This window comes from Symplocastrum torsivum (assembly GCF_059505465.1).
Map to the genome: position 1 here is coordinate 1 of NZ_JCACKQ010000135.1, position 22,679 is coordinate 22,679.

The following is a 22,679-nucleotide window of genomic DNA, read 5'->3' on the forward strand; positions in this document are numbered from 1 at the left end:
TTGCGCTCCACTCAGCTTCGCTGAGTCAGAGCGCTTTAGTCTAAACTCCAGTTACTTATGCTAAGTACAAGAAGTTTGTTTTTTGCTCACACGGCTACAGATGCTGAGGCATTCACTTTGATATCACAGGTCTGTTTGACAGGAATCTCTATTGAAAACTCGGTTCCTTCTCCTGGAACTGATTCACACCATAGGATGCCTTTATGCTTCTCTACTACAATCTTATAGCTAATGGATAACCCTAAGCCTGTACCTTTTCCTATTGGTTTTGTGGTAAAGAATGGGTCAAACAATTGTGTCTTATCTTCTTCTTTGATGCCTGAGCCATTGTCTATAATACGCACAGCAATATGACTGGGAGATGAGTATTCTGTGCGAATCCGAATAACCGGAGAGAAGTTGGCTTGGGCGTTTTTGGAATTACCTCGTACTTCTTCTAGAGCATCAATGGCATTACTCAAAAGATTCATAAACACTTGATTGAGTTGGGAGGGATAGCACTCAACTAAGGGGAGTTCGCCATACTCTTTGATCACTAGAATATTGGGATGCTCACCGTTGGCTTTTAGTCGGTGGTGCAAAATTAACAGCGTACTGTCTAGTCCCTCATGGATATCCACAGGTTGCACTTGTGCTTGGTCGAGACGCGAGAAGTTTCGTAAGCTAAGCACGAGATGGCGAATCCGTTCGGCTCCAGTTTCCATTGAGGAGAGTACTTTTGGCAAATCTTCAATGAGAAATTCCAGTTCAACTGATCTAGCGTATGCCTTAATTTCTGGGACAGGTTCGGGATAATGCCGTTTATAGAGGCGTACTAGTTCGAGTAAATCTTTGATGTATTCGTTGGCGTAGTGTAGGTTTCCGTAGATGAAACTTGTGGGGTTGTTGATTTCGTGAGCAATACCAGCAACTAGTGTTCCTAATGTAGACATCTTTTCAGTCTGCACTAGCTGGGTTTGGTAGGAATGCAGGTCATGCAATGCTGTTTTTAGTTGTTCAGCTTGAGCGGTTGCTAAGGCGGCAGCAGTACGGCTTTGAGCATACAGTTCAGCTTGATCAATTGCGATCGCTAATTGGTCAACAACGGTGTCAATTAATTCCACTTCGTGGTCATTCCAAGGACGGTGTTCTCGGAAGTGTTCACAAATAATCACACCCTTTTGGTGAGAGCGAGTTTGCACAGGAGCGACAATCAGTGCTTTTAGTCCCATCGCAAATAAGCGATCGCGACTATCCGCTTGCAGTTGCACATCGGTTGCAATGTCATCAATTCGGAGTAAATCTTGCTGTCCGATGGGGCGATCAATTGTTTTGACTTGCTCAATTGTATTGAGCGATCGCATTTCGCTTGGCAGCCCTTTGCAATATGCCAAATGCATTAATTCAAACCGAGGAGGCTCAACATCAGTTTGGTACCACAAGAATTGGCAGCGATCAATTTGCAATAGGGAACGCACTTCTTGAACAGCCGTGTTTACAATCGTGTCGAGTTCTAAAGAACTACGGATTTGGCTTGCTAAGCGACGTTTGAGCAGTTGTTCTCGTGCTTGTAGTTCTCGAAATCGCACTTCTGCTTCCAAAAGTTGGTCTTGGGTTCTTTGCAGTCGTTCATTCGTTGCGATCAATTGAGCCATTGTTGCCTCAACTTCACGGGACTTTTGCTCAAGCTGGCAGCTATATTGAATTGACTGCGATACCTCTGCCAACATATCAAAGACAACAGGTGAAACGTTCTGGCTTAATTCTTCTAGTCCTAACCAAGGCTGCGGTTTAATTAAACCCGGACTTGTGAAAACAATTTCAAATTGACCATTCGGTAAAACTTTTCCAATTCGGCAATTCTTAGCGAGATGGTTGTTGTCTTCAATGCTGACTTTGCCTCCAGGCGCTTCAAACGTCTGTCCGTATGCGGCTTCTCGTAGTAAATCGACATCAAATGACCCAGCTTTTTCTGCTGCTTGTTTCCAAAGGTACACTTGGGAATAAGCCGCCTCAATTGGGTCACTTGTAACGCGATCGCGTCCATATCGCCGTTGAAAATTCTTAACGAAGGTTTGATTTCCAGGTGTGTCAATACTCTGGAAGTAGCTCCAACTCGCGTAGTGACCTGCAACAGTCGCACCACCAATCCGCCGCAGTTCTTCTTCCGCTACACTAATCGCCATAATTGGGATATCTTCGGCGCTAATCCCAGCATCTTTGTACTGTTGGTAGAATGCTAGATTGCTGTCACCGTTGAGAGTACTGAAGACAACATCAGGTTTGACTTGTTTGATTTTCTCAATTAACACCTGAAAATCTGTAGTTCCCAAGGCAACATAGTCTTCCCCAGCTAAAGTACCACCTTTGCGTTTGAGTTGAGCTTTGATCAGTTTGTTAGCGGTACGGGGAAAAACGTAGTCAGAACCCAGTAGATAAAAGCATTTCCCTTTATTTTGGAGTAACCAATCAACGGCTGGTCCAACTTGTTGGTTAGGACAGATGCCCATGTAGAAAATGTTACGGGAGCATTCTAGCCCTTCATACTCAACGGGATACCACATCTGGGCATTGAGTTCTTCCAAGACGGGTAAGACGGCTTTACGACTGGCAGATGTCCAACCACCAAAAATTGTGGTGACCTTGTCCTGTTCAATGAGCAATCTTGCTTTGAAAGCAAAGGTGGCTGGATTAGATTCTCCGTCTTCAATGACGGGTTGGATACGTCTTCCCAAAACACCGCCAGCTTGATTAATTTCTGCGATCGCCATCAGCTCAGCATCTTTCAATGATGCCTCACTAATTGCCATCGTTCCACTCAAGGAGTGTAGAATCCCGACGCGCACCGTTGAACTCGGTTTAACAAATGGCTTGCCTGTTTCACTCATTGCTAGACTGTTCCCGAATTGTTTGGCTCTTTGAACGTGCACCTCAACCTGCATTACCAATGAAAGGAAAAGACTAAGGCTATGGGAGGGAGTGGCTTTGCTCTTTGAAGGGAGCCGCTATCTCTCGCGAATTGAAGCCTAGGGATCAGGAGCGATCACAGATTGTTTCCAACTCCTCAATTGATTTGATCTCTGTGGCTATAGCTATAGATCAAAAAACTCGATTGTCAAGTAATAAACAACTTAGTCTTATGAAATTTTCATACTTACAAATTTATTTTTTTGCCAAAGATTTTTCGGCAAGTTTACCAAATATTAACCAGCTTTATAAATGAGAATTGTAGTGATTTTTACGCTTAATACAATGAAAGTGAAGGTGAGGGAGGATTTTGCAGAAAAAATCGCTCCAAATTGATGCTACTCAACTAAGTTAGCGGAAGCTAGAGCTAAACTGAGTTGAGTCGCAAGGGACATTTGATGAGATGAGGGATAACTACGGGTGAATCCTCGCTAAAACCCGTACTTCATTCAGCACAGCGTCGTAACCAGCACCAAATCCGAGAAATTTACCGACATCCCCCTCTTCCATTAGCGCTCGAAATCAATAAAAGTATAAAATTGTTTCCTTATCCTCTTTGGGAAACTTTGACCAATGAAGCGGCTGATTCAAGGTCTACATCAATTTCAGACCAATTACTTCACTGAACACCGAGACCTTTTTGAACTCCTGTCTCAGGGACAGCATCCAAGAGTACTCTTTATAACCTGCTCCGACTCCCGGATTGACCCAAACCTGATGACACAAGCTGAACCGGGTGAAATGTTCATCATCCGCAACGCGGGTAATATTATTCCGCCTTACAATGCCACAAATGGTGGGGAAGGTGCAGCCGTTGAGTATGCCATTCATGCTTTAGGCATTGAGGAGATTATTGTCTGCGGTCACTCCCATTGTGGTGCAATGAAGGGACTGCTCCAAATCGGCAAGTTAGCCGAAGAGATGCCAGCCGTTTATGAATGGCTCAAACACGCTGAAGCGACTCGTCGGGCGGTTAAAGAACACTATCAGGAATATGAGGGCGAAGAACTGCTGAATGCGACGATTAAGGAGAACGTCCTCACTCAGCTAGAAAACCTACGCACCTATCCAGTCATCTACTCGCGACTCAAAAGCGGTAAACTACAGATTCATGGCTGGTTCTACGAGATTGAAACGGGAGAGGTTTTAGAATATAACGCAGCTTTGAAAAAATATGTGCCACCGCAAACCCAATTCTCCAGGGCGGCTTGGATAACTCCGGAGCAGCAAGAGCGAATTTGCAAAGGTTCTAATAGAAGTTAGTTGTTGGTTGTTGGTTGTTGTTAGGAGTGAAGAGGATAAAAATTCGTCTAGAAATAGAATTTGTTTGAGTTTTTGCTACAAACTAATAGCTTTCAAAGCCTATTTACTAACTCTACTGATTGCTGCTGGTTTTGATTCATGGGTGGGTAACCTCAAGCTTGGTTGCAGCGGAAGTTCAATCCAAAACTCTGTTCCTTTTTCCGGTGCTGACTCACACTTGAGGATACCTCCATGCTTCTCTACCACCAGTTGATGACTGATTGATAGCCCCAGTCCATTGCCTTTATCAGGGGGCTTGGTCGTGAAAAATGCGTCAAAGAGATGCCTTTTAACGTCTTGAGTCATGCCAAGACCATTATCAGCAATACAGATAACAACGCCAGTCTGTTCAGCATTGACACAGGTACGAATCTTGATGCGCCCAGCGTGATCGGGGATGTCTTCCATCGCATCGATCGCATTACTCAAAAGATTCATAAACACTTGATTAATTTGTCCAGCACAACACTTGATTGGGGGTAAATTGCCATACTCTTTTACTACTTCAATCGCTTGGCGATTGTAGCGAGCTTTGAGGCGATTTTGTAAGAGCAGTAGTGTACTGTCAATCCCCTCGTGAAGATCGACAGCTTCAACTACGGCTTGATCACTCCGAGAGAAGTTCCGCAGCGACAGGACAATCTGACGAATGCGATCGGCTCCAACTTGCATAGAACCTAAAACTTTTGGCAAGTCTTTGATGAGAAAATCAAGGTCGATCGCTTTTACTTTGGCTTGTATAGCCGGGTGTTGATTGCCATAGGATTCTTGATAAAGATTCACTAAGTCTAATAAATCCCTAATATAGTCACTGGCATAGCGCAAATTCCCATAAATAAAGCTCACAGGATTATTAATTTCGTGAGCAATACCAGCAACCATTTGACCAATACTCGATAGTTTTTCAGTCTGAATGAGGTAGGATTGAGTGCGTTTTAAATCCTGCAATGTTTGCTCTAACTGTCGGGCGTGAGATTGAACACAAAGAGTCGCAATACAGCATTGTTGAACAAGCTCTGTCTGTTGAGTTTCGAGTTTTAGCTGAGCTGCATCACTTTCTTTTTGATATTGACTAACTAAAGCCTCCAAGGCTTCAAGAAGATTAGTAGTGGATGCTTGAAGAATGGCTTGTAAATGGGGGTTTTCTTGAGTCAGTTGAGTAGATTGCACTAATGCTCGAATATGAGCAATGTAGCATCGAATTTGCTCATCAAGATAAAAGGGAGCATCAAAATAAATTGCCTTAATGGTTGAAGAAGGCTGACCTGGTAATTTCATCTGTGTATCACCCTGAATCAGCCCATTGTGTGACTTCTCCATCAACTCCATCAGGGCTAGCATTTCTTGTCGGAGCCTTACCTGTTCGCCATTCTCTTGAGTACAGACTAAGTTTAGGGCAAACAGAGCGGCGCGTTGGGACAACATCCGTTGACGTCCACTAATATTAATGACTGCTGCATTAATTTCTCGTGTCGTGCTGATCTCATCAAGATTAAAATAGTTTGCCAGCGCTGTTAGTGGGAGCAGTTCTAAATAGAAAAGATTTCCGACGATGTTAGCACGGGTCAAGGATTGAGGCATAACGCTTGTCTCTTGCTATTGCTATTTGACAGGCAAAAGATAATGGTTCAAAACGACTCTATAAGTTTGCAGTCGTCAAAAATTCACTTTTTGCTGCTATCACGTTGTAGATGACCTTGATTAAAAACCGCATTCCTACTTGTCTATGGCTCAAGTATTTTGGACGGCAAGATACGCAATTTCTGTCCTTACCTGTACAAGATAATATAGGTAAATGCTAGTCGAGTGCGAAAGTTATTGAAACTCAACCTTTTTTACAGAAAAAAGAGTAACAGAAGTGTATCTATATACACTATTTAACAAAAAAATCAGTGAATTTGCTGTAGGGGAATCTCAATCCAAAACTGACTGCCTTGACCCGGTATAGAAGTACAGCTTAGAACACCGTGGTGGTGTTCTACAACAATTTGATAACTAATAGATAAACCCAAACCCGTGCCCTGTCCAAAGGGTTTAGCCGTGAAGAAGGGGTCAAAAATCCTTGCTTTAACAAAATCAGTCATTCCAGAACCATTATCCGTAATTTGAATTACAACGCTTCTCCTGTTTGGGACAGAGGGAGTATTGGGGTTTGTTAGGGTGTAGGAAGGTGACTCTGGAAGCTGAGAAAGAGTGTTCTGAGTAGAGTCCGAACGGTCGATAACACTGGTACGGATAGTAATGGTTGGCGAGGGCTGTTGCCGGATATTAGAGTCGGGCTGCTCGAAGGCTTCAATGGCATTACTGAGAATATTGATAAAAACTTGATTGAGCTGTCCTGGATAGCATTCGATTCTAGGCAAATCTCCGTATTCTTTGACAATTTGAATCTCAGGATTGCGATCTTTAGGCTTTAATCGATGCTGCAAAATTAATAGCGTACTATCGATCCCTTCATGCAAATCTACTCGCTTCATTTCGGCTTCGTCTAGCCGTGAGAAGTTCCGCAGGCTCAGCACAATTGAGCGGATGCGATCGCTTCCCCGTTGCATCGAACTGAGGAGTTTCGGGAGATCTGTCGCGATAAAGCCAACATTAATGACTTCGGCTTGCTCCAAAACTACTTCTGTCGGATTGGGGTATTGTTCTTGGTAAAGACGTAACAAACTTAATAAATCGTAGAAGTAAGCACTGGCATAAGTGAGATTACCGTGAATGAAGTTGATGGGGTTGTTAATTTCATGGGCAATCCCAGCAATCAGTTGTCCCAAGCTGTACATTTTTGCACTTTGCACAAGTTGTGCTTGGGTGGTTTTAAGTTGTTGGAGGGTAACCTCTAGTTGTTGGGTTTGCGCTTGGGCAACAAGGGCAGCTTGACGGGCTTGGGCGTAGAGTTCTGCTTGGTCAATCGCGATCGCCAACTGTACCACGACCGCTTGTAGCAGTTCCACCTCACTCTCATCCCAAGGTCGGACACTTGTACAATGACCGCAGCAAATTACCCCAATCTGCCCCGCCTGAGTTTCAACCGGGATTGTCAAAATCGAGGTGTAGCCCATACTGAGTAAGAACTGTTGCACAGCAGCGTTGCTGATCGTTTCAACTTCATCGACTCGAATGATCTGTCGATGTAAAAGCCGATTCACAAACGGTTCAACCTGAGCCATTGCATATTGACCCAGATGGCTCGGTAAAAGCGGGTTTCTCGCTTCATTGACCACTTCCCAATACGGTTCACTCTCGTGGGTTCTGTACCAGAGGAAGTGGCAGCGGTCAATTTGTAATAGGGTTTGGATTGACTGGACAGCCGTTTCCAGGATGGTATCGAGTTCTAAAGAGTTACGGATTTGATTGGCTAGTCCGTACAGGAGGGATTCTCGACGGCTGAGGAGTTCTGAGCGTGCCCAAGCCCGATCAACAGCAACTGCGATCGCATTGGCAACCCAGCTCAGGGTTCCCTTCGCTTCTTCCGTAAGGGGGTGATTACTCAACAACGTGATCACCCCAATCAATCGCTCTTCCACAATCAGGGGGTAACCGGAGAGATGATTCGGAAGCAGGGAACAGTATAATCCTTCTAACTGCTCAAGGTTTAAGTCGGGTTGATAGTATTGAGTATCGGAACTGATCAGGTCAGGATTTAGAGGAGTTAGCTGACCTGCAAATGCCTGTTGTTCGATCTGTTGAGAGGTAGGATTTAAAGTCCATACGGCGGCGTTAGTGGTATCAAGTTGTTGCACGATTGCCTCTGTACAGCGTTGAAGAATTGCTAGTAACGTTCCACCACTAGCAAGCGCAACACCAACGTTTGCTGCTAGTGTCGAAAGACGCGATCGCTCAACCAAAGACGCCTCTGCCTGTTTGCGCTGAGTAATATCTTCAATTACGCTAATAAAGTACTTCGGTTCTCCTGTGAAATCTCGAACAACCGACACAGTTACCTTCACCCAGACCAGAGAACCCGTTTTGTGAATGTAGCGCTTCTCTAGATTCACCGTCTGCTTCTGGCTATCTGCAAATTGGTGCAGATACATCTGATTCACGGCTTGATCTTCTAGGCAGGTAATCTCCCAAATCGTTTTTGCTAGCAGTTCTTTTTGAGTGTACCCAGTGATCTCGCCAAGTTTTTGGTTAACTCGCAGGAACTGACCTTGTAGTCCTACCTGAGCAATAGCAATACCCGCGTGCTCAAACGTTGCTCTAAATAGCTCTTCACTTTCATACAACGCTGCCTCTGCTTGCTTACGCTCTGTGACGTCCATCACAACACCATCCCAGAGAATATCGCCATTCGCTTGTCGTTCCGGTCGAGACCCGGCTTGCAACCATTTGAGTTTTCCCGATTCCATAATAGACCGGCCCTCCCAGCTCCAAGGCTGTAATGTCTTGGCAGAGGCAGCAACGGAGTCCTCAAAACTTGCCCGGTCATCCGGGTGAATTAGATCAATAACAACTGCGGCATTTTGCTGGATAGCTGTCGGCTCTAGTTCATAGATTTCGCGTGCCCCACTACTGACAAAGGGGAATGATACAGAACCATCTGTCCGGAGCAGAAATTGGTAAATCATTCCCGGCACATTAGCCGCTAGCTTCTGAAGCTGACGTTCCCTCTGCCGTAGCGTTGCTTCTACCTGTTTTTGCTCACTAATATCACGAGAAACCGCAAGAATTTCTTCCACGAGACCTGTTTGGGGATCGTAGATCGGTGTCCTAGGGTACTCAGCGTTATCGTTATATAACCACGCCTTCCGATTTCCAGTCTCAGAAGTCTGGGGTTGGACAAGATGAAGGGATCTGGTACTTTCTGCTTTGGTCATGGCTAGTTTGCCTGAACTCCTTTTTGGCTTGCCTTTGGCGTGAGTAGCGCGTTGCCAGAGAATTCCTGCTAGTAATACTGTAGTAACCAAGTTAGTGAAGGAAATAGTGACCTCTTGCAGACCAAACCTTTGCGTTACCCAGATCACACTTGTGTAACCCACGCCTCCAAGCAGCAGCCAGAGAATACGAAAAGAGGGTTTCTTTTGAATAGTAGGAACTTGTGCCACGAAGTAGACAGGGGTATAGCCAGTAATGAGGGCAATGACAATGCCGACACCATAGTTACACGCAATTTGAAGCGTGGTAAGGTGCCGGTTTTTAGTACTGGTCATTCGCATACTTGCTTCCTATCCCTATATGGGAGTTTTAGACCCTGATCATCTCTTCTCACACGCCGACACTGCTCCTAATTTTGCCTCTTATTGAACTTGGTTAACCTTACTGATAAGCAGCAATTTACATCGGCTTGAACAGTAGTTAAGGAAGAACGTTCCTGTTTCTCGCTGGCTTGTGACGGCTGCTGAAGTTATAGCTCTTCAGCAGTCAGCTTTCAGTGGTCAGCTTTCAGTCGAATAGGCTCCGGCTAGGGTGCATAGCCTCCCGTCGATGTCCTAACTTAAGTGGCTACTGCGCTATAGCTCCGAAAAAGAGCCACTAGGCTCTTTATATGGCTATCTGGCGATACGAGCTTCCCTACATCTGCCAAGAGTTGATTGTTATTGCGTCAACAACTCTGAGCGACAAGGAAACACATTGAACGCCTGAATCGTAAATCCCCTGATGCTCTACCCCAACTGTATTCGCTATCTCTTAACTACACTTAGAGTGCGTAGCGAAGAGACGAAATACACGTTTCTACCGTTTCACAGCTTTGATGCCGCTGAAATACGAATGGGTCATACTAAATACCATAATCGCTGCTGTCTTGGCAAATATCCGTAGAGATACGGATATTTTGTATAAATTTGTATTACATCTAAAGCCTTCTGTAGAAATTTTACTGGATTTAGTAAGCCTCAACCCCGCTTGGGAGCTATTTTTGAGGCTGATGAATGTCTGTAATCCTGCAATACACAAAAAGTTAAGATTCTAAGACGATTGAGATCAGTTTAAGTCTTACACCGAGAGACTGAGGTGAGAACCTTGCTGATTTTTACGAACTTCAATCCTAGTCTGGAAGGCTTCTTTGAACTGAGGCATATGTGTCACGGTGAGGATACAGGAAAAGTCAGACGCGATCGCATTGATCGCCGCAATTAAGCGATCGCATCCGTCCGAATCCTGTGTCCCAAACCCTTCATCAACAATCAGCATTTGTAACGATGTTCCTGCACGTTGTGCCAAGAGTCGCGCCAAAGCCAGACGAATCGAAAAATTAATCCGAAAGGCTTCACCACCCGAATACGTTTCATAAGGTCGTGTCCCACTAGCATCAGCAATCAGAATATCCAGCGTATCAATCAGTTTTGTCGTTTTCTTAGTGGCCCGACGCCCTGCTTTTTGAGTCACAATTTGGACGTGCAATTGATTCCCAGTTAGTCGGGAAAGAATGTTATTGGTTTCCGCCTCTAGTTGGGGCAAGATATTCTCAATCATTAGCGCTTGGATGCCATTCTTACCAAACGCTGACGCTAATTCCTGATGAACACGATATTGTCGTTGGAGGTCTTGAAACTGTTTTTGCTGTTCCTCGTATTGCGTTTGTAGTGATTCGAGTTGGGTAAAGCGCTGTTGTAAACGCCCTTGCTGAGAAAGTTGTTCATCCAGTTGTCGCCGCCGCTGTTGTATCTGTTGTTCTAAAGCTTGGATTTCGTTGCTTGCGTCTGGACACTGTTCGAGTTGCTTGACAACAGTCTCTAGTTGTGCATTAACAGCTTCCTGATCAGAGCGTCGTTGCTCAAGGGTATGTTTTAAGGATTCCAAACGTTCGCAAAGTTGCGGATACTGCTGCTGGGCAGATACTAACTCCTGATGACGTAGCTGCCAAGACTGGGCTTGCCGCAGTGAGGTTCGCAGGGTGTTGTGTTCAGTTAAGTTGTAGCCGATTTGTGCCATCTGCTGATCGAGGGCTTCAACACGCTTTTGCAGTTCGGAAGTAGTTTGCAGTTCTTGCAGGGAAACATGGAGAGCGTCAAGCTGGGCTTTGAGTTGCGGCTTTTGGGCATCAATTTTAGCCAGACGCTTGCTGGCTTCTTCAAGCTTGGCTTGTTTGATTTCTGCCCAGCGCCAGCGATCTACTTCACCGCGTGTTAGGGCATGGGTTTGTTCACTGTAGTTGAGCTGTTGCAACTGAGCATCGAGTTGTCGCAGTTCTTCCTGTAACTCTGCGGCGTAAGTGCCAACACTAAGCGCTTTCTCAAGTTCTTCCTTTTCCTCCGAGAGTTCATAGAGTCTGTCGTAAACTTCGTCAGTTGCTTCGAGTCGTGCTTCTAATTGCCCTCGTTGCTCCAACAACTTCTCATACGGAGCCATTTCCTGGGAGAGTTGAGAGTATTCTTGACGCAATACCTGAAGTTCGCGATCGCATACTGCTAGTTGCTCTCGCACAACCCAGAATTGTTCTTGTACTTCCTGTTGTTCAGCCGTGGTTTTCTGGATGACGTGATGCGAGTGGGCTTCATCCAAAGGGCGATCGCATAATGGACAAACTGCATTCTGCGCTTGCAGCATTTCGATTTTTTGCGTCAGTTCTGCCAACTGTTTTTCATAGCGGCGTTGGTTTTCTTGCAGACGTTCCTGAAAGCCTCGACGTTCGAGTCCTTTTTCCTGCACTCGCTGCTGATAAACACGCTTTTTCTCCAATTGCCCGATTTCTACACCCACTTGCAGCACAGTTTGCCTGAGTTGGGGAGTTGTTGAAATCTGAGCATTTAGCTGCTTCTCAGACGAGCGCAGTTCGTCTAATCTGGCACTGAGTCTGGCTTGGGCGCGATCGAGTTCTATTTGGATAGAGTGACGGCGTTGTAGAAGGGGAGATACCTGAAGTTGCAAACTATCCAGTTGATTGAGGCGGCGACGGGCGCTGTTGAGTTGCTCTAGTGCTTGGGCGACTTCTCCAGAACGGGAGAGAGTTTCCTGAATGTCTTGTTCTTGAGGTCGTAGGGCATCGAGTTGAGCTTGAGTTTGACGAATTTTTAGATTAATTTCGTTAACTTGTTGGCTTAGCTGCTGTTGGAGTTGCTGTTTTTGTTGTTGGGCTTCCTGGTAAGTCTGGAATTTTGAACTGAGGATTTCGTCTTGTTGTTGCAGGTTGATGTATTGGGAGTAACCTGTTTTGATTGAGTCTTCTTGATTGAGTAGGGTAGAAAGTTGTCGTTGTTGTGCTTGTGTGGCAGCGATATCTTGAGTCAGGCGATCGCAATCTGAGCCGAGATTTTGATATTGTTGCTTAACAAACGTCGCTTGTTGTTGCCAGGTACTACGCTGGTGCTGAACGGCTTGGAGTTGTTGGAGTTGTTGGTGGTCAAGGTCTTGAGATTGTTGTAGCTGTTGCAACATCGCACTTAATGTCGCCTGTTGTTGTGCGATCGCTTCTCGTTCTTGTAGCTGTTGTTGGATTGTCTCCAAACTCTGCTCTAGCTGTTCTGCTTGACCTTTAAACTGGCGTGATAAATCTTTTGCCTGTTCCGCTAATACTTCGTACTGATTGAGCTTAAGTAAGTCGGCAAGAATTTGCTTGCGCTCACTTGGACGCCTCAGCATAAATTCATCTGCCCGACCTTGGCGCAGGTATGCCGAGTTAATAAACGTATCGTAATCAAGCTTGAGATGATGCAAAATCGACTGCTGAGTTGCCCGTACCCCTTTCTCTGTTAAAGATCGAAACCCTGTAGGTGTCTCAACCTGAAATTCCAAGGAACTACTTTGGCCCCGGTGGCGAGTCCGAATCACCCGAAGAGTTTGGTGGTTATTTTTAAAGATGAAATCTACTCGGACATCTTTTTCCCCGGCATTGATAATGTCATCCTCTGATGCCGCACGACTTTCCCCCCAGATTACCCAGGTAAGTGCTTCGAGAAGAGACGATTTACCCGCGCCATTGGGGCCACAGATACAGGCTGTATGCAGACCGCGAAAGTCTAGAGTCGCTTCACGGTAGCTGAGAAAGTTTTTTAGTGTTAGTTGTAGCGGAATCATTCAGGCTTTAATGCCTCACACCAATTCATTAGAAACTATCAGTACATCTGCACTGTTTGTTAGTGTATCTACGGAATAATGCGGTTTTGACGCTTTAACGCTCTAGCTTTACAATTATTAATAATTAAACAAAGGCAACAACTACTAGTCAATACATAGTGCTATCTCTTGATCTAGAGTTGGAGCTACGCTGTCAGAATGCTTTAGCCTTGCGGAATGACAACCGTACTTTTCAAACACGCGCTTAGACAGTTAGGCGATCGCGTTTTAAGTCAAATTGTCTCTCAATTCCCTCAATCTCAAATAGCAACAGTATTTAAGATGCTCTCTTCGTAGCAGTTTCATAGAGCGATCGCTCCATCATTTCACCTATCTAATGACAGAAATTAAGCTTACCCTACAGACCGATGAATACCCACTTCACAATTACAAAAATGAAGCCGTAGTTAAAAGCACCAATAACTGTAACCCACATTCCGCACCCGCTACTGTCACAATCGGTTTTTGCGGAATTTAGCGACCTGATGGGGTCACTTTTTATACAAAGAACTGGAAAATCCGTTTTGCGATCGCAAAACCAAAATCCCCAAAAAGCCAAAATTCGTAGTGTGACACTTCAGGGTGCGGAAAGTGGGCTGTAAAGTTAATCCCTGCATTTTTGTAGGCTTGTGTGCTTAAGGAAAAAGAGGTAAAGCATGACTGTAGGAAAAACTCAACACGCTGTCGGCATTTTCTCTAACCGTCAAGATGCGGAACATGCACTCAATGAACTCAGAGATGCTGGCTTCAACATGGATAGAGTTTCTGTAATCGTCCAAAACGCTAACCGCAACGAGCAGATTGGCGGTGCTGACGTGAGTGATAGCAAGGGTGAGCAAATTGAAGGAGGCACCAAAGCTGGAGCGACAGCCGGGGCGGCGACGGGAGGAATCATTGGCTTAGTTGGCAGCTTAGGCGTATTGGCAATCCCTGGAGTTGGTGTTGCTGCTGAAGTAGGTCTTCTTTTAGCGAACACCCTTTTGGGAAGTGCAATTGGTGCCGCGACTGGTGCCCTTGCTGGTGCACTAATTGGTTGGGGTGTTCCCGAAGACAGAGCTAAGCATTATGAAGAGCGAGTCTCCGCAGGGGATTATCTGGTAGTAGTCCAGGGTACAGCAGAGGAAATCCTCAGTGCCGAAGCAATTCTTGAGAATCGGGGAGTACGTGATTGGGGAATCTATGATGCACCTTCAACGATGGCTGGAGGTCGAACAGGTCTAATTTAAGCTTTTTTGAGAAATGCCTTGATTAGCTTCACATACCTAAGGCATTCCTTTAGCATTAGCCTGTTGCTTCTATTGCTTAGAGTGACAGGCTATTTGTTAGTGACATTCCCCTTAAGTCGAATGGTACTGACTTAAGCCCTGAACTAAAGTACCCTACCCTTAGGGAACCCCTACGGGGAACGGGAACGCTACTCTTCGAGAACGCTTCGCGAACGCGAACGGGCTAAAAGCTAAAACCCGTTAAAACGGGTTGAAAGGCTGATGTAGTAAGCTAAAGCTTACTTCGGTTTTGAGCCGGAAATTTATTTCCAGGCTCTTAAGTCAGTATCATTCGTCCTAAACTAAAGCTCCACCGCAACTAGAACCACAACCAGCCGTACAACCATAGCAATAGGACGCTGTACGAATCTCATCAATTAAATCTAATGTTCCTGCTTCCAGAAGCTTACTAACCGTCAATATTCCCCCTGTCCGAGACTTCGCTGCAACATTCTCCATCTGGTTAAAGTCACAATCATAAACATTACCCAGATAATCAATTGAGAGTTCATCACGACACATTAAATGCTCCACAGTGCCTGCATTAAAATTGCTCTCCAAAAACTCTAGATAGGGAGCATACAGCTTAGTTCGTTGCAAATGAAATTTACTTCTTCCGACAGGCAAATTTGTGATAGCGAACAATTGATTAAAAGTAATATCAAAATGTTCTTTGAGGAACATTTTGTAATCCTGTTCTAACTTATCTTGCCTAGGAGTTAAAGAAAACGTTTCAGTAAGTGGTAGCGGGGGATTATACACTAAGTCAAGTATCAAACTAGGGTCTTTTCCATAACCCAATTGATTAAGCCATTGAATGGCACGAACTGAGCCATCATAGACCCCTCGACCGCGCATTTTATCAACATTGTCCTCCAGATAGCAAGGTAACGAGGCAACAACTCTCAACTGATGCTTTGCAAAGTATTCTGGAAGATACTCAAACCCAGGCTCAAAATAAATTGTTAAGTTCGAGCGAACAATTACCTGCTTTCCTGTGGCTCGTGCTGCCTCAACTAACGGCTTAAATCCATAGTTCATCTCCGGGGCACCGCCAGTCAAATCAACAATTTTGATTTGGGGAAATCGATGAATGACTTCAATTAATTGGTCACAAACTTCTGGGGAAAGTTCTTCTGTCCGATGAGGACTCGCTTCTACATGACAGTGAGTACAAGCAAGGTTGCAGCGCTTCCCCAGATTAATTTGTAAAACATTAATTGGGTCTTTCGGTAAGGGTCTATTCAGTTTTTTTCTAAACGGCGTTACTGCGGAGGCTTCTGTCTGAACCATTTTTAACAATCTTCTAAATCTTATCGTTCTTCGCCGGATTTTTCCTAACAGCAACCACCACCAGTGTAGTGCCAGGTAGAATTTGTGATTAACACGTTTTCTGGAATTAACGCTGCGAACTTAGCTGCCGTTTTATCGCAGACGGCGGCTGGTACACCACGCTGAAGAATGTGTCCTGCGGAATCATCAAAAACCTCTTGTTCCCCGGTGTAAATTGCTGTTTTCCCTGTGAAAATGCAGGCACCATCTTCCGGAATCAGAACCTTGAAAGAAACGGAATCAAGACTTTCTAAAAGCAAATCTTCTTCCAATCCGTAGCTTCTTCGATCCAAGAGTCGGTAAGGACGACGAGCGCGGATTTCTACTTGACCAAAGCCAGCATCAACAATCCGTTGAATGTACTCTTCATAAGTGAAAGCACCAGAGAGACACATCGCTCTTAAACGTTCATCTTGTTGCAGATGCATTGGGATTGGTCGAGTAGCAATTGGATCGCTCATTTGCAAGCGTCCACCGGGTTTCAAAACCCGAAATGCTTCTTTCAGCGCTTTGGACAAGTCAGCAGGTTCAAAAATATTGAATAGGCAATTCTGGGCAACGACATCTACAGAGGCATTGGGGACTGGTAAGCCGAAGGCATCTCCTTCCCGAATTTCCACAAAACTTGGCTCGAACCAGGGATTTTCGTTAGCCGCCAATTCCAAGTTACGGGTAGCCGCTTCACGCATCGCACTGACTGGCTCAACAGCAATTACACCAGCAGAACGCCTGGAAAAATAAGCAAACTGTAAAGCTTCCAAGCCACCACCAACACCCACATACAGCACAGTCGGCTCGTTACTCAGTTCAGCAGGATGAACAGTTGTACCGCAACCGTAGTTCATCTGCTGCATCTGGTAGGGAACTTTCAGTCCTGGTAATTGCAAGGGACTGCTTTGGACACAACACAACCCAACTTGCGGCGTTTGGGCAACTTCGCTGTAAAACTTTGCAGTTGTCTCAAGATAACTCATCGAAATCCTATGCTCTTCAAGGGTATTCAGGCTATGACAGACAAAGGAAAACCTGAACCAGTAAATTTCTGGCTTTCTCTTTGATGCTACAGAAAAATTTCGTTTACTGACCTTAAGCGCACGTTTTTTTAAATCTCAAGCTTAATGACCCGTACTAAGCTCAATTGCCTTTGTTCGGCAATCACCCTAAGGATTATGTCAATAAAAAAGTAGAGTGAACTGTGCCACTCTACTACTTGCTTTGATTAAACTAGGTACCCCGCTTTAGAAGTGCGATCGCCTTTTAACTAACGAGTCTTCGATAAGGCAACCGACTCTATCAAGGTTTTCACCCGTTCCTTGATTTCATCCCGAACTCGATGAAACGTTTCTATTGGTTGGTCAGCAGGGTCATCCAACTGCCAATCTTGAAATACCTCTCGCAGTACCCAAGCCTCCGGTAAATTGACACCACAGCCACAGAGAGAAATCACAATATCATAGTCTTCAGGCTGAAAATCACTTAATGCCTTAGACGTTTGGCTACTAATATCAATGCCAATTTCCGACATCACCTCAACCGCAGTAGAATTCACTTCACTTGCCTCTAATCCCGAACTGGTTACAGAAATCTTGCCTTCTCCCAGGTGACGAGCGAATCCTTCTGCCATTTGGGAACGGCAAGAGTTTTTCTTACAAACAAACATGACTCGTTTCATAACAGTAGTTAGTAATTGGACAACTGAAAAATTTGTACGATAGTGCAAGAGGATAGTTATTTGTGCCGTGCTGCACTAGTACAACGATCTGCCTCTAGGTCAGATAAAAACATTTAGGTGCTTTTACTATTAACCTCAAGGGCAGTATTCGCAATTTGGATAGTTTGCTGAGCCGCTTTTTCCTTCCGTTCGCTATAGCGGTCTGTTAGATAATCAACCTTGTCACGCAATAGCAAAGTGAACTTGTAAAGTTCTTCCATGACATCAATAACGCGATCGCGATAAGGGGAATCCTTCATCGTCCCGTCCTCATTAAACTCCTGATAGGCTTTAGCAACAGAGGATTGATTCGGGATCGTAAACATCCGCATCCAGCGCCCTAGAATTCGCAGTGTATTTACCGCATTGAACGACTGCGAACCCCCGCTTACTTGCATAACTGCTAGAGTTCTGCCTTGAGTTGGTCTAACTGCCCCAATGCTCAAAGGAATCCAGTCGATCTGGTTTTTCAGAATGCCAGTAATATTGCCGTGCATCTCTGGACTTGACCACACTTGTCCTTCAGACCATAAACTCAACTCCCGTAACTCCTGAACTTTGGGATGAGTATCGGGTACACTGCCGTGAATCGGTAACTCACGAGGGTCAAAGAACCGCACTTCGGCTCCAAACTCCTCAATAATGCGGGCGGCTTCTTCAGCTAAAAGGCGACTATAAGAGCGATCGCGTAATGAACCATACAGAAATAAGATTCGCGGCTTGTGATTGAAAGTCGTCATTGTCTAGCACTAGTGAGAAATATTTGATTGATCCAGACAGAGGTGGCTAAATTCAGCAACAGTGAGGTATAGCAGTCGCCAAGGCAACTCTTGACTCTCGCCACATACTGAAACCAAGACCCGTCAATATGCATCCCTTCTGCATAAAAGCCCTCTGCCCTCTGCCCTCTGCCTTTTGCCTTTTGCTATGGATACTCAGGAATTGGGAGAGTAGAACGGTATTCGGTTACGCAAATAGCGACAAAGCCGAGGACTAAACAGATAAATCAACAACACAGCATTCAATATCCGTTCAAAAACTTGAAACTCTCTACCGTAGTATTGAGGGTCCCAATAACTAATTGGGCTGTAAAAGCGAATAGTCCACTCTAAAGGGAAAAACAACAAGGGACCATCATTAACATGAGTGAATATATCGACGAAACTGTGCAACAGACAGGCAACTACAAACCAGAAAAACCATCGAGATCGAGAACCGATATGGCGGCGTGACTGCCACAAAAAAACCAGTGCCAGCAGTAGCAAAATTGGTGAGTGAAGGAAATTATGCGAGGCAATCCAGAAAGGATTGTAAAAATATAGCTCGTCAAAGATATAGTTAAACGTCTCTCTAAGGCTCCAGCCTTGGATGAAATGGTAGTAACTGATGCTACCAATTGACAAAATCCACAACGGTAAATCAGGAGCAACAGAGCCAAGCAAGAAAGCACGTTTAACAATTGGCACTCTTGGTAAGCTCTTGTCCAGAGCAGCCGTCATCAGAAAGTGAGAATATGTGTTCATTGAACATCACCTATTGCGCGTGATTTAGACACATCAAGTCAAACATGACTTCTGGACAAAAAAGCTCATCGATCACTTATAAGCACTAACACAACGGGGGTCGCGTAGTGTCGCCTTTTCTGGTTCACGGGGAAACCACATGGCAGTGCGCTTGCATACCTCTACCAACATCAACATCACTGGTACTTCAATTAACACGCCAACGACTGTCGCCAATGCTGCACCAGAATTTAAGCCAAAGAGCATAACAGCCGTAGCGATCGCAACTTCAAAATGATTACTCGCCCCAATCAGTGCTGCTGGTGCTGCATCCTCATAAGACAGATTCATTTTCAACGCCGCCACGTAACTAATTAAGAAAATAAAATTGGTTTGGATAAACAGTGGCACTGCAATCAAGAGAATGTGCAGCGGATTGTTGACAATCAACTCTCCCTTAAAGGCAAACAGCAATACTAAAGTAATCAAGAGGGCTGCGATCGCGATTGGGCTGAGATACTTGAGAAACCGCCGCTCAAACCACTCTTTCCCCTTGTGCTTGAGAATCCAGTAACGGCTGTACATCCCTGCTGCTAAGGGCAATCCCACATAAATTAGCACCGACAACACAATCGTCTGCCAAGGCACCGTTAAATCATTCGCCGCCAGCAACCATCTTCCCAACGGTGCGTACAAAAACAGCATTGCCAACGAATTTACCGCCACCATTACCAAGGTATGTCCTTGATTGCTGTAGGAAAGATACCCCCACATCAACACCATCGCCGTGCAAGGTGCAATCCCCAATAAAATCGTACCTGCAATGTAAGAGTTGAAGAGAGTCACCTCACTGCCGCGAATCAACTCAGTTCCAGTCAGCAAGGGGCGAAACAGCCAACCCAGGAAAAACTGAGCAAATGCCACCATCGTGAAGGGTTTAATTAACCAGTTCACTACCAAGGTGAGGATGACGGGTTTGGGTGTCCTGAGTGCATTTGCCGCCTGAGTGAAGTCAATCTTCACCATGATCGGATACATCATGAAAAACAGGCAGACGGCGATTGGGATCGATACCTGATAAATACTCATGGCATCAAGCGCAACAGCTACACCTGGAAACACTCGACCCAAGGCGATGCCTACGAAGATGCACAAGAATACCCAAACGGTGAGATATTTTTCAAAAAAACTGAGACTACTACCAGCAATCGGGGGTGATGCAGTTGCTTGACGATTGTTTGTACTCATCAGGATTAGTCCGAGGTCAAAAGCTAAGGGCGAATAGCCAGAACTTTGCTTCCTTCCGTAACAACTCTTCGATTTTTAGGTTCAGCTGAGACTGTCCAGCGAAAACCGTGAGTTGAATATGGAATTAATACCATCATTTCAAAAAAAATTGATTTGTCAAGCAAGATTTTGGTAAGGGATTTTGCTGAGTCCTCTGTAGAGCAGCTATCAGCGCATTGATAAATCAGTTTTTATTAAAATAAGTTGATGATTAAGGGGTGTCTGAGCAGGGACGGGCTGGTAAGATGGGGCTGAAACGGCGGAATTCTGCGAGGTACTGCTCCAGAATCACAAATTGGGATAGATTGAGGCTGTAGTAAATCCAGCGACCTTCCTGACGCGATCGCACTAAATCTGCTTCTTTCAAGTTTTTTAGATGAAACGAGAGCTTGGACTGTGTTACCCCCAAGTGTTCGCACAGTTCACAGACACACAACTCTTGCGATCGCAATAACTCCAAGACTTGAATCCTGATTGGGTCAGATAGGGCATGGAAGCCAGCAACAAGACTATCGGGAGCAATGGTGGATACTTTACCCATCAACCTTTATTGAAACGACAACTTGATTCTAATACCCCTGGTTAAGATAGGAGCGTAGCCATCAATAGTACGCAGCTAAACCAATAGTGGAAACGAATTCCGAACAAAAGAACTCAAACTCACACGAGCGTTCTGTTTTAGTTTGTCAGCATACATCTTGTACAGCCGCCGGTTCAGCCGCAGTACTGGCAGCTTTTGAAGCGGCACAAGTGGACGGTTTTACCGTGACAGGCACAGGTTGTCAGGGACAATGCAGTTCTGGTCCAACAGTACGAGTTCTTCCAGAGGAAACTTGGTACTGTCGAGTTCAACAAGCTGATGTTCCAGTGATTGTGGAGCAACATCTTAAGGGAGGTAAGCCAGTAGAAGAGAAGCTTCACCCTCGTATACATATGCGTTTTAGCTATTGAGATTAGCTGTCTATCAGGGAGGGCATCGGCAATTTGCTGGCATTGGGATGCACCCAACTTCTGGAAGATGAGAGCAGCACAAATCTAGTCAATCCCATTAAACTTTACCCGCTCCAAATGTTCTTGACCCCATTCACAGAGGGCTTTCAATACAGGTTCGAGACTTTTACCATAATTCGTGAACGAGTACTCAACTTTAGGAGGCACATCGGAATAGACTTTCCGATTCACAATTCCATCTTTTTCCAGTTCTCGGAGTTGTTGTATCAGCATTTTTTCAGTAATCTCAGGCATTCGTCGCTTCAATTCACTAAATCGTCTCGCTTCATCTTTCAAATGCCACAAAATTAGAATCTTCCACTTGCCGCCCAAAATTTTGAGCGTAGTTTGCACAAATATCGTCCCCTCAGTCTGCTCTTGTGACATTTGTAGTTATCTCCTGATAAGCTTACAAAAAAGTAAGTACTTCCGAAAAAGTTAGTAGAACTGTACCTTAGTAAGCGTTCAATCATCATTGCTATCAGGAAAGAACACGATGTCGTCGTTGAAAGGGAAAGTAGCGATTGTGACTGGTTCGTCGCGTGGAATTGGAAGAGCGATCGCAGAACACTTGGGAAAGGAAGGTGCAAACGTCGTCGTGACGTATGTTGGCAACCGGGACAAAGCGCTTGAAGTCGTCGCAGCCATCAAAGCAAGTGGTTCGGATGCGATCGCAATACAGGTTGATATGAGAAATATTGCCGAAATTCGTAGCTTGTTCCAAAAAACCCTCGAACACTTTGGCAAGTTAGATATCCTCGTCAATAATGCCGCAGGGAAAAACATCTTCAAGTTAACGGCTCAGATGACTGAAGAAGAGTATGACGCTATGTTTGAGATCACTAAAGGCGTCTACTTTGCACTTCAGCAGGCAGCACAGCACATAGCAGACGGAGGACGCATTGTCAGTTTATCCACCAGTGGTACAGTCATGCCAATTCCAACGGGTGGGGCATATTCAGGCTGCAAGGCAGCAATTGAACAGTTCAGCACCTGTCTGGCAAAAGAAGTGGGTGGACGCGGCATCACGGTTAACACCATTTCTCCGGGTGTAACAGAGACTGATGGGTTGGTGCTCAATCAAGAGCAAGTCAATCAACTCATTGCTCAAACCCCATTGGGACGATTGGGTAAACCAAATGATGTTGCCAGTGCTGTTGCATTGTTAGTTTCTGACGAGGCTCATTGGATTACGGGTCAGATGATACGAGCTAACGGTGGAATTGTATAGCCTGAAATGGTTGAATATCAGTGCAGTGGACGGACAATCATTCTGCCTTGTTTCAAGAATATCTCCGCCACTGACCTTCACCGTGAGACTACCGTATCTAGGTAATTAGGACATTTGGA

General features: G+C 45.1%; 16 protein-coding genes. 4 read left to right on the plus strand and 12 right to left on the minus strand.

What is annotated here, in order from left to right; genetic code table 11:
- Window positions 1-86 precede the first annotated feature (86 nt).
- A complete protein-coding gene (gene urtA / locus AC5JL3_RS35255) occupies window positions 87-2,867 on the minus strand; it encodes an urea ABC transporter substrate-binding protein (RefSeq protein WP_496078885.1) in 2,781 nt (926 codons plus the stop codon).
- A 652-nt stretch (window positions 2,868-3,519) separates the two neighbouring features.
- Between urtA and AC5JL3_RS35260 the strand changes: the two genes are divergently transcribed.
- Window positions 3,520-4,209: a carbonic anhydrase gene (locus AC5JL3_RS35260; RefSeq protein WP_192220800.1), complete on the plus strand. Its 690-nt coding sequence runs from the start codon at window positions 3,520-3,522 to the stop codon at window positions 4,207-4,209.
- Between the two features lie 99 nt (window positions 4,210-4,308).
- Here AC5JL3_RS35260 and AC5JL3_RS35265 read toward each other — a convergent pair whose 3' ends face one another.
- The 3 genes from AC5JL3_RS35265 to sbcC form a co-directional block, all read right to left on the minus strand.
- Window positions 4,309-5,829, minus strand: a complete 1,521-nt coding sequence (locus AC5JL3_RS35265) for an ATP-binding protein (RefSeq protein WP_496078886.1) — start codon at window positions 5,827-5,829, stop codon at window positions 4,309-4,311.
- A 308-nt stretch (window positions 5,830-6,137) separates the two neighbouring features.
- A complete protein-coding gene (locus AC5JL3_RS35270; protein ID WP_496078887.1) occupies window positions 6,138-9,398 on the minus strand; it encodes a PAS domain S-box protein in 3,261 nt (1,086 codons plus the stop codon).
- 784 nt (window positions 9,399-10,182) lie between these two features.
- The gene (gene sbcC / locus AC5JL3_RS35275) at window positions 10,183-13,203 is read right to left on the minus strand and encodes an exonuclease subunit SbcC (RefSeq protein WP_496078888.1); all 3,021 of its coding nucleotides are present in this window, start codon (window positions 13,201-13,203) and stop codon (window positions 10,183-10,185) included.
- A gap of 695 nt (window positions 13,204-13,898) precedes the next feature.
- Here sbcC and AC5JL3_RS35280 point away from each other — a divergent pair.
- The gene (locus AC5JL3_RS35280; protein WP_496078889.1) at window positions 13,899-14,468 is read left to right on the plus strand and encodes a general stress protein; all 570 of its coding nucleotides are present in this window, start codon (window positions 13,899-13,901) and stop codon (window positions 14,466-14,468) included.
- Window positions 14,469-14,804: 336 nt separating this feature from the next.
- Here the strand turns inward: AC5JL3_RS35280 and arsS are convergent, their stop codons facing one another.
- From arsS to AC5JL3_RS35315, 7 genes are all read right to left on the minus strand, one after another.
- On the minus strand, window positions 14,805-15,800 hold the full coding sequence (gene arsS, locus AC5JL3_RS35285) for an arsenosugar biosynthesis radical SAM (seleno)protein ArsS (RefSeq protein ID WP_496078890.1): 996 nt from the start codon (window positions 15,798-15,800) through the stop codon (window positions 14,805-14,807).
- A 44-nt stretch (window positions 15,801-15,844) separates the two neighbouring features.
- Window positions 15,845-16,813, minus strand: a complete 969-nt coding sequence (arsM, locus tag AC5JL3_RS35290; protein WP_496078891.1) for an arsenosugar biosynthesis arsenite methyltransferase ArsM — start codon at window positions 16,811-16,813, stop codon at window positions 15,845-15,847.
- Between the two features lie 287 nt (window positions 16,814-17,100).
- On the minus strand, window positions 17,101-17,511 hold the full coding sequence (gene arsC / locus AC5JL3_RS35295) for an arsenate reductase, glutathione/glutaredoxin type (protein WP_496078892.1): 411 nt from the start codon (window positions 17,509-17,511) through the stop codon (window positions 17,101-17,103).
- A gap of 113 nt (window positions 17,512-17,624) precedes the next feature.
- Window positions 17,625-18,290 (minus strand): arsenical resistance protein ArsH, encoded by a 666-nt coding sequence (gene arsH, locus AC5JL3_RS35300; RefSeq protein WP_348259703.1) that lies wholly within the window; start codon window positions 18,288-18,290, stop codon window positions 17,625-17,627.
- A gap of 195 nt (window positions 18,291-18,485) precedes the next feature.
- A complete protein-coding gene (locus AC5JL3_RS35305) occupies window positions 18,486-19,073 on the minus strand; it encodes a metal-dependent hydrolase (RefSeq protein WP_496078893.1) in 588 nt (195 codons plus the stop codon).
- A 72-nt stretch (window positions 19,074-19,145) separates the two neighbouring features.
- Window positions 19,146-20,300 carry an ACR3 family arsenite efflux transporter gene (arsB, locus tag AC5JL3_RS35310; RefSeq protein WP_192220810.1) on the minus strand — a complete coding sequence of 385 codons (1,155 nt, stop codon included), beginning with the start codon at window positions 20,298-20,300 and terminating at the stop codon, window positions 19,146-19,148.
- A gap of 250 nt (window positions 20,301-20,550) precedes the next feature.
- Window positions 20,551-20,880 carry an ArsR/SmtB family transcription factor gene (locus tag AC5JL3_RS35315; RefSeq protein ID WP_496078894.1) on the minus strand — a complete coding sequence of 110 codons (330 nt, stop codon included), beginning with the start codon at window positions 20,878-20,880 and terminating at the stop codon, window positions 20,551-20,553.
- Between the two features lie 86 nt (window positions 20,881-20,966).
- On the opposite strand from AC5JL3_RS35315, the gene AC5JL3_RS35320 reads away from it, so the two are divergent.
- Window positions 20,967-21,290, plus strand: coding sequence for a (2Fe-2S) ferredoxin domain-containing protein (locus AC5JL3_RS35320; RefSeq protein WP_496078895.1), 324 nt, complete (start codon window positions 20,967-20,969; stop codon window positions 21,288-21,290).
- A gap of 84 nt (window positions 21,291-21,374) precedes the next feature.
- Here AC5JL3_RS35320 and AC5JL3_RS35325 read toward each other — a convergent pair whose 3' ends face one another.
- Window positions 21,375-21,716, minus strand: a complete 342-nt coding sequence (locus tag AC5JL3_RS35325) for a winged helix-turn-helix transcriptional regulator (protein WP_496078896.1) — start codon at window positions 21,714-21,716, stop codon at window positions 21,375-21,377.
- 109 nt (window positions 21,717-21,825) lie between these two features.
- Here AC5JL3_RS35325 and AC5JL3_RS35330 point away from each other — a divergent pair, with 109 nt between their 5' ends.
- Window positions 21,826-22,560, plus strand: a complete 735-nt coding sequence (locus AC5JL3_RS35330) for an SDR family oxidoreductase (RefSeq protein WP_496078897.1) — start codon at window positions 21,826-21,828, stop codon at window positions 22,558-22,560.
- Window positions 22,561-22,679 lie beyond the last annotated feature (119 nt).

Bases quoted from the DNA above. Each gene is read 5' to 3' on its own strand.
- urtA (WP_496078885.1), bottom strand. From the start codon at position 2,867: ATGAGTGAAACAGGCAAGCCATTTGTTAAACCGAGTTCAACGGTGCGC.
- AC5JL3_RS35260 (WP_192220800.1), top strand. From the start codon at position 3,520: ATGAAGCGGCTGATTCAAGGTCTACATCAATTTCAGACCAATTACTTC.
- AC5JL3_RS35265 (WP_496078886.1), bottom strand. From the start codon at position 5,829: ATGCCTCAATCCTTGACCCGTGCTAACATCGTCGGAAATCTTTTCTAT.
- AC5JL3_RS35270 (WP_496078887.1), bottom strand. From the start codon at position 9,398: ATGACCAGTACTAAAAACCGGCACCTTACCACGCTTCAAATTGCGTGT.
- sbcC (WP_496078888.1), bottom strand. From the start codon at position 13,203: ATGATTCCGCTACAACTAACACTAAAAAACTTTCTCAGCTACCGTGAA.
- AC5JL3_RS35280 (WP_496078889.1), top strand. From the start codon at position 13,899: ATGACTGTAGGAAAAACTCAACACGCTGTCGGCATTTTCTCTAACCGT.
- arsS (WP_496078890.1), bottom strand. From the start codon at position 15,800: ATGGTTCAGACAGAAGCCTCCGCAGTAACGCCGTTTAGAAAAAAACTG.
- arsM (WP_496078891.1), bottom strand. From the start codon at position 16,813: ATGAGTTATCTTGAGACAACTGCAAAGTTTTACAGCGAAGTTGCCCAA.
- arsC (WP_496078892.1), bottom strand. From the start codon at position 17,511: ATGAAACGAGTCATGTTTGTTTGTAAGAAAAACTCTTGCCGTTCCCAA.
- arsH (WP_348259703.1), bottom strand. From the start codon at position 18,290: ATGACGACTTTCAATCACAAGCCGCGAATCTTATTTCTGTATGGTTCA.
- AC5JL3_RS35305 (WP_496078893.1), bottom strand. From the start codon at position 19,073: ATGAACACATATTCTCACTTTCTGATGACGGCTGCTCTGGACAAGAGC.
- arsB (WP_192220810.1), bottom strand. From the start codon at position 20,300: ATGAGTACAAACAATCGTCAAGCAACTGCATCACCCCCGATTGCTGGT.
- AC5JL3_RS35315 (WP_496078894.1), bottom strand. From the start codon at position 20,880: ATGGGTAAAGTATCCACCATTGCTCCCGATAGTCTTGTTGCTGGCTTC.
- AC5JL3_RS35325 (WP_496078896.1), bottom strand. From the start codon at position 21,716: ATGTCACAAGAGCAGACTGAGGGGACGATATTTGTGCAAACTACGCTC.
- AC5JL3_RS35330 (WP_496078897.1), top strand. From the start codon at position 21,826: ATGTCGTCGTTGAAAGGGAAAGTAGCGATTGTGACTGGTTCGTCGCGT.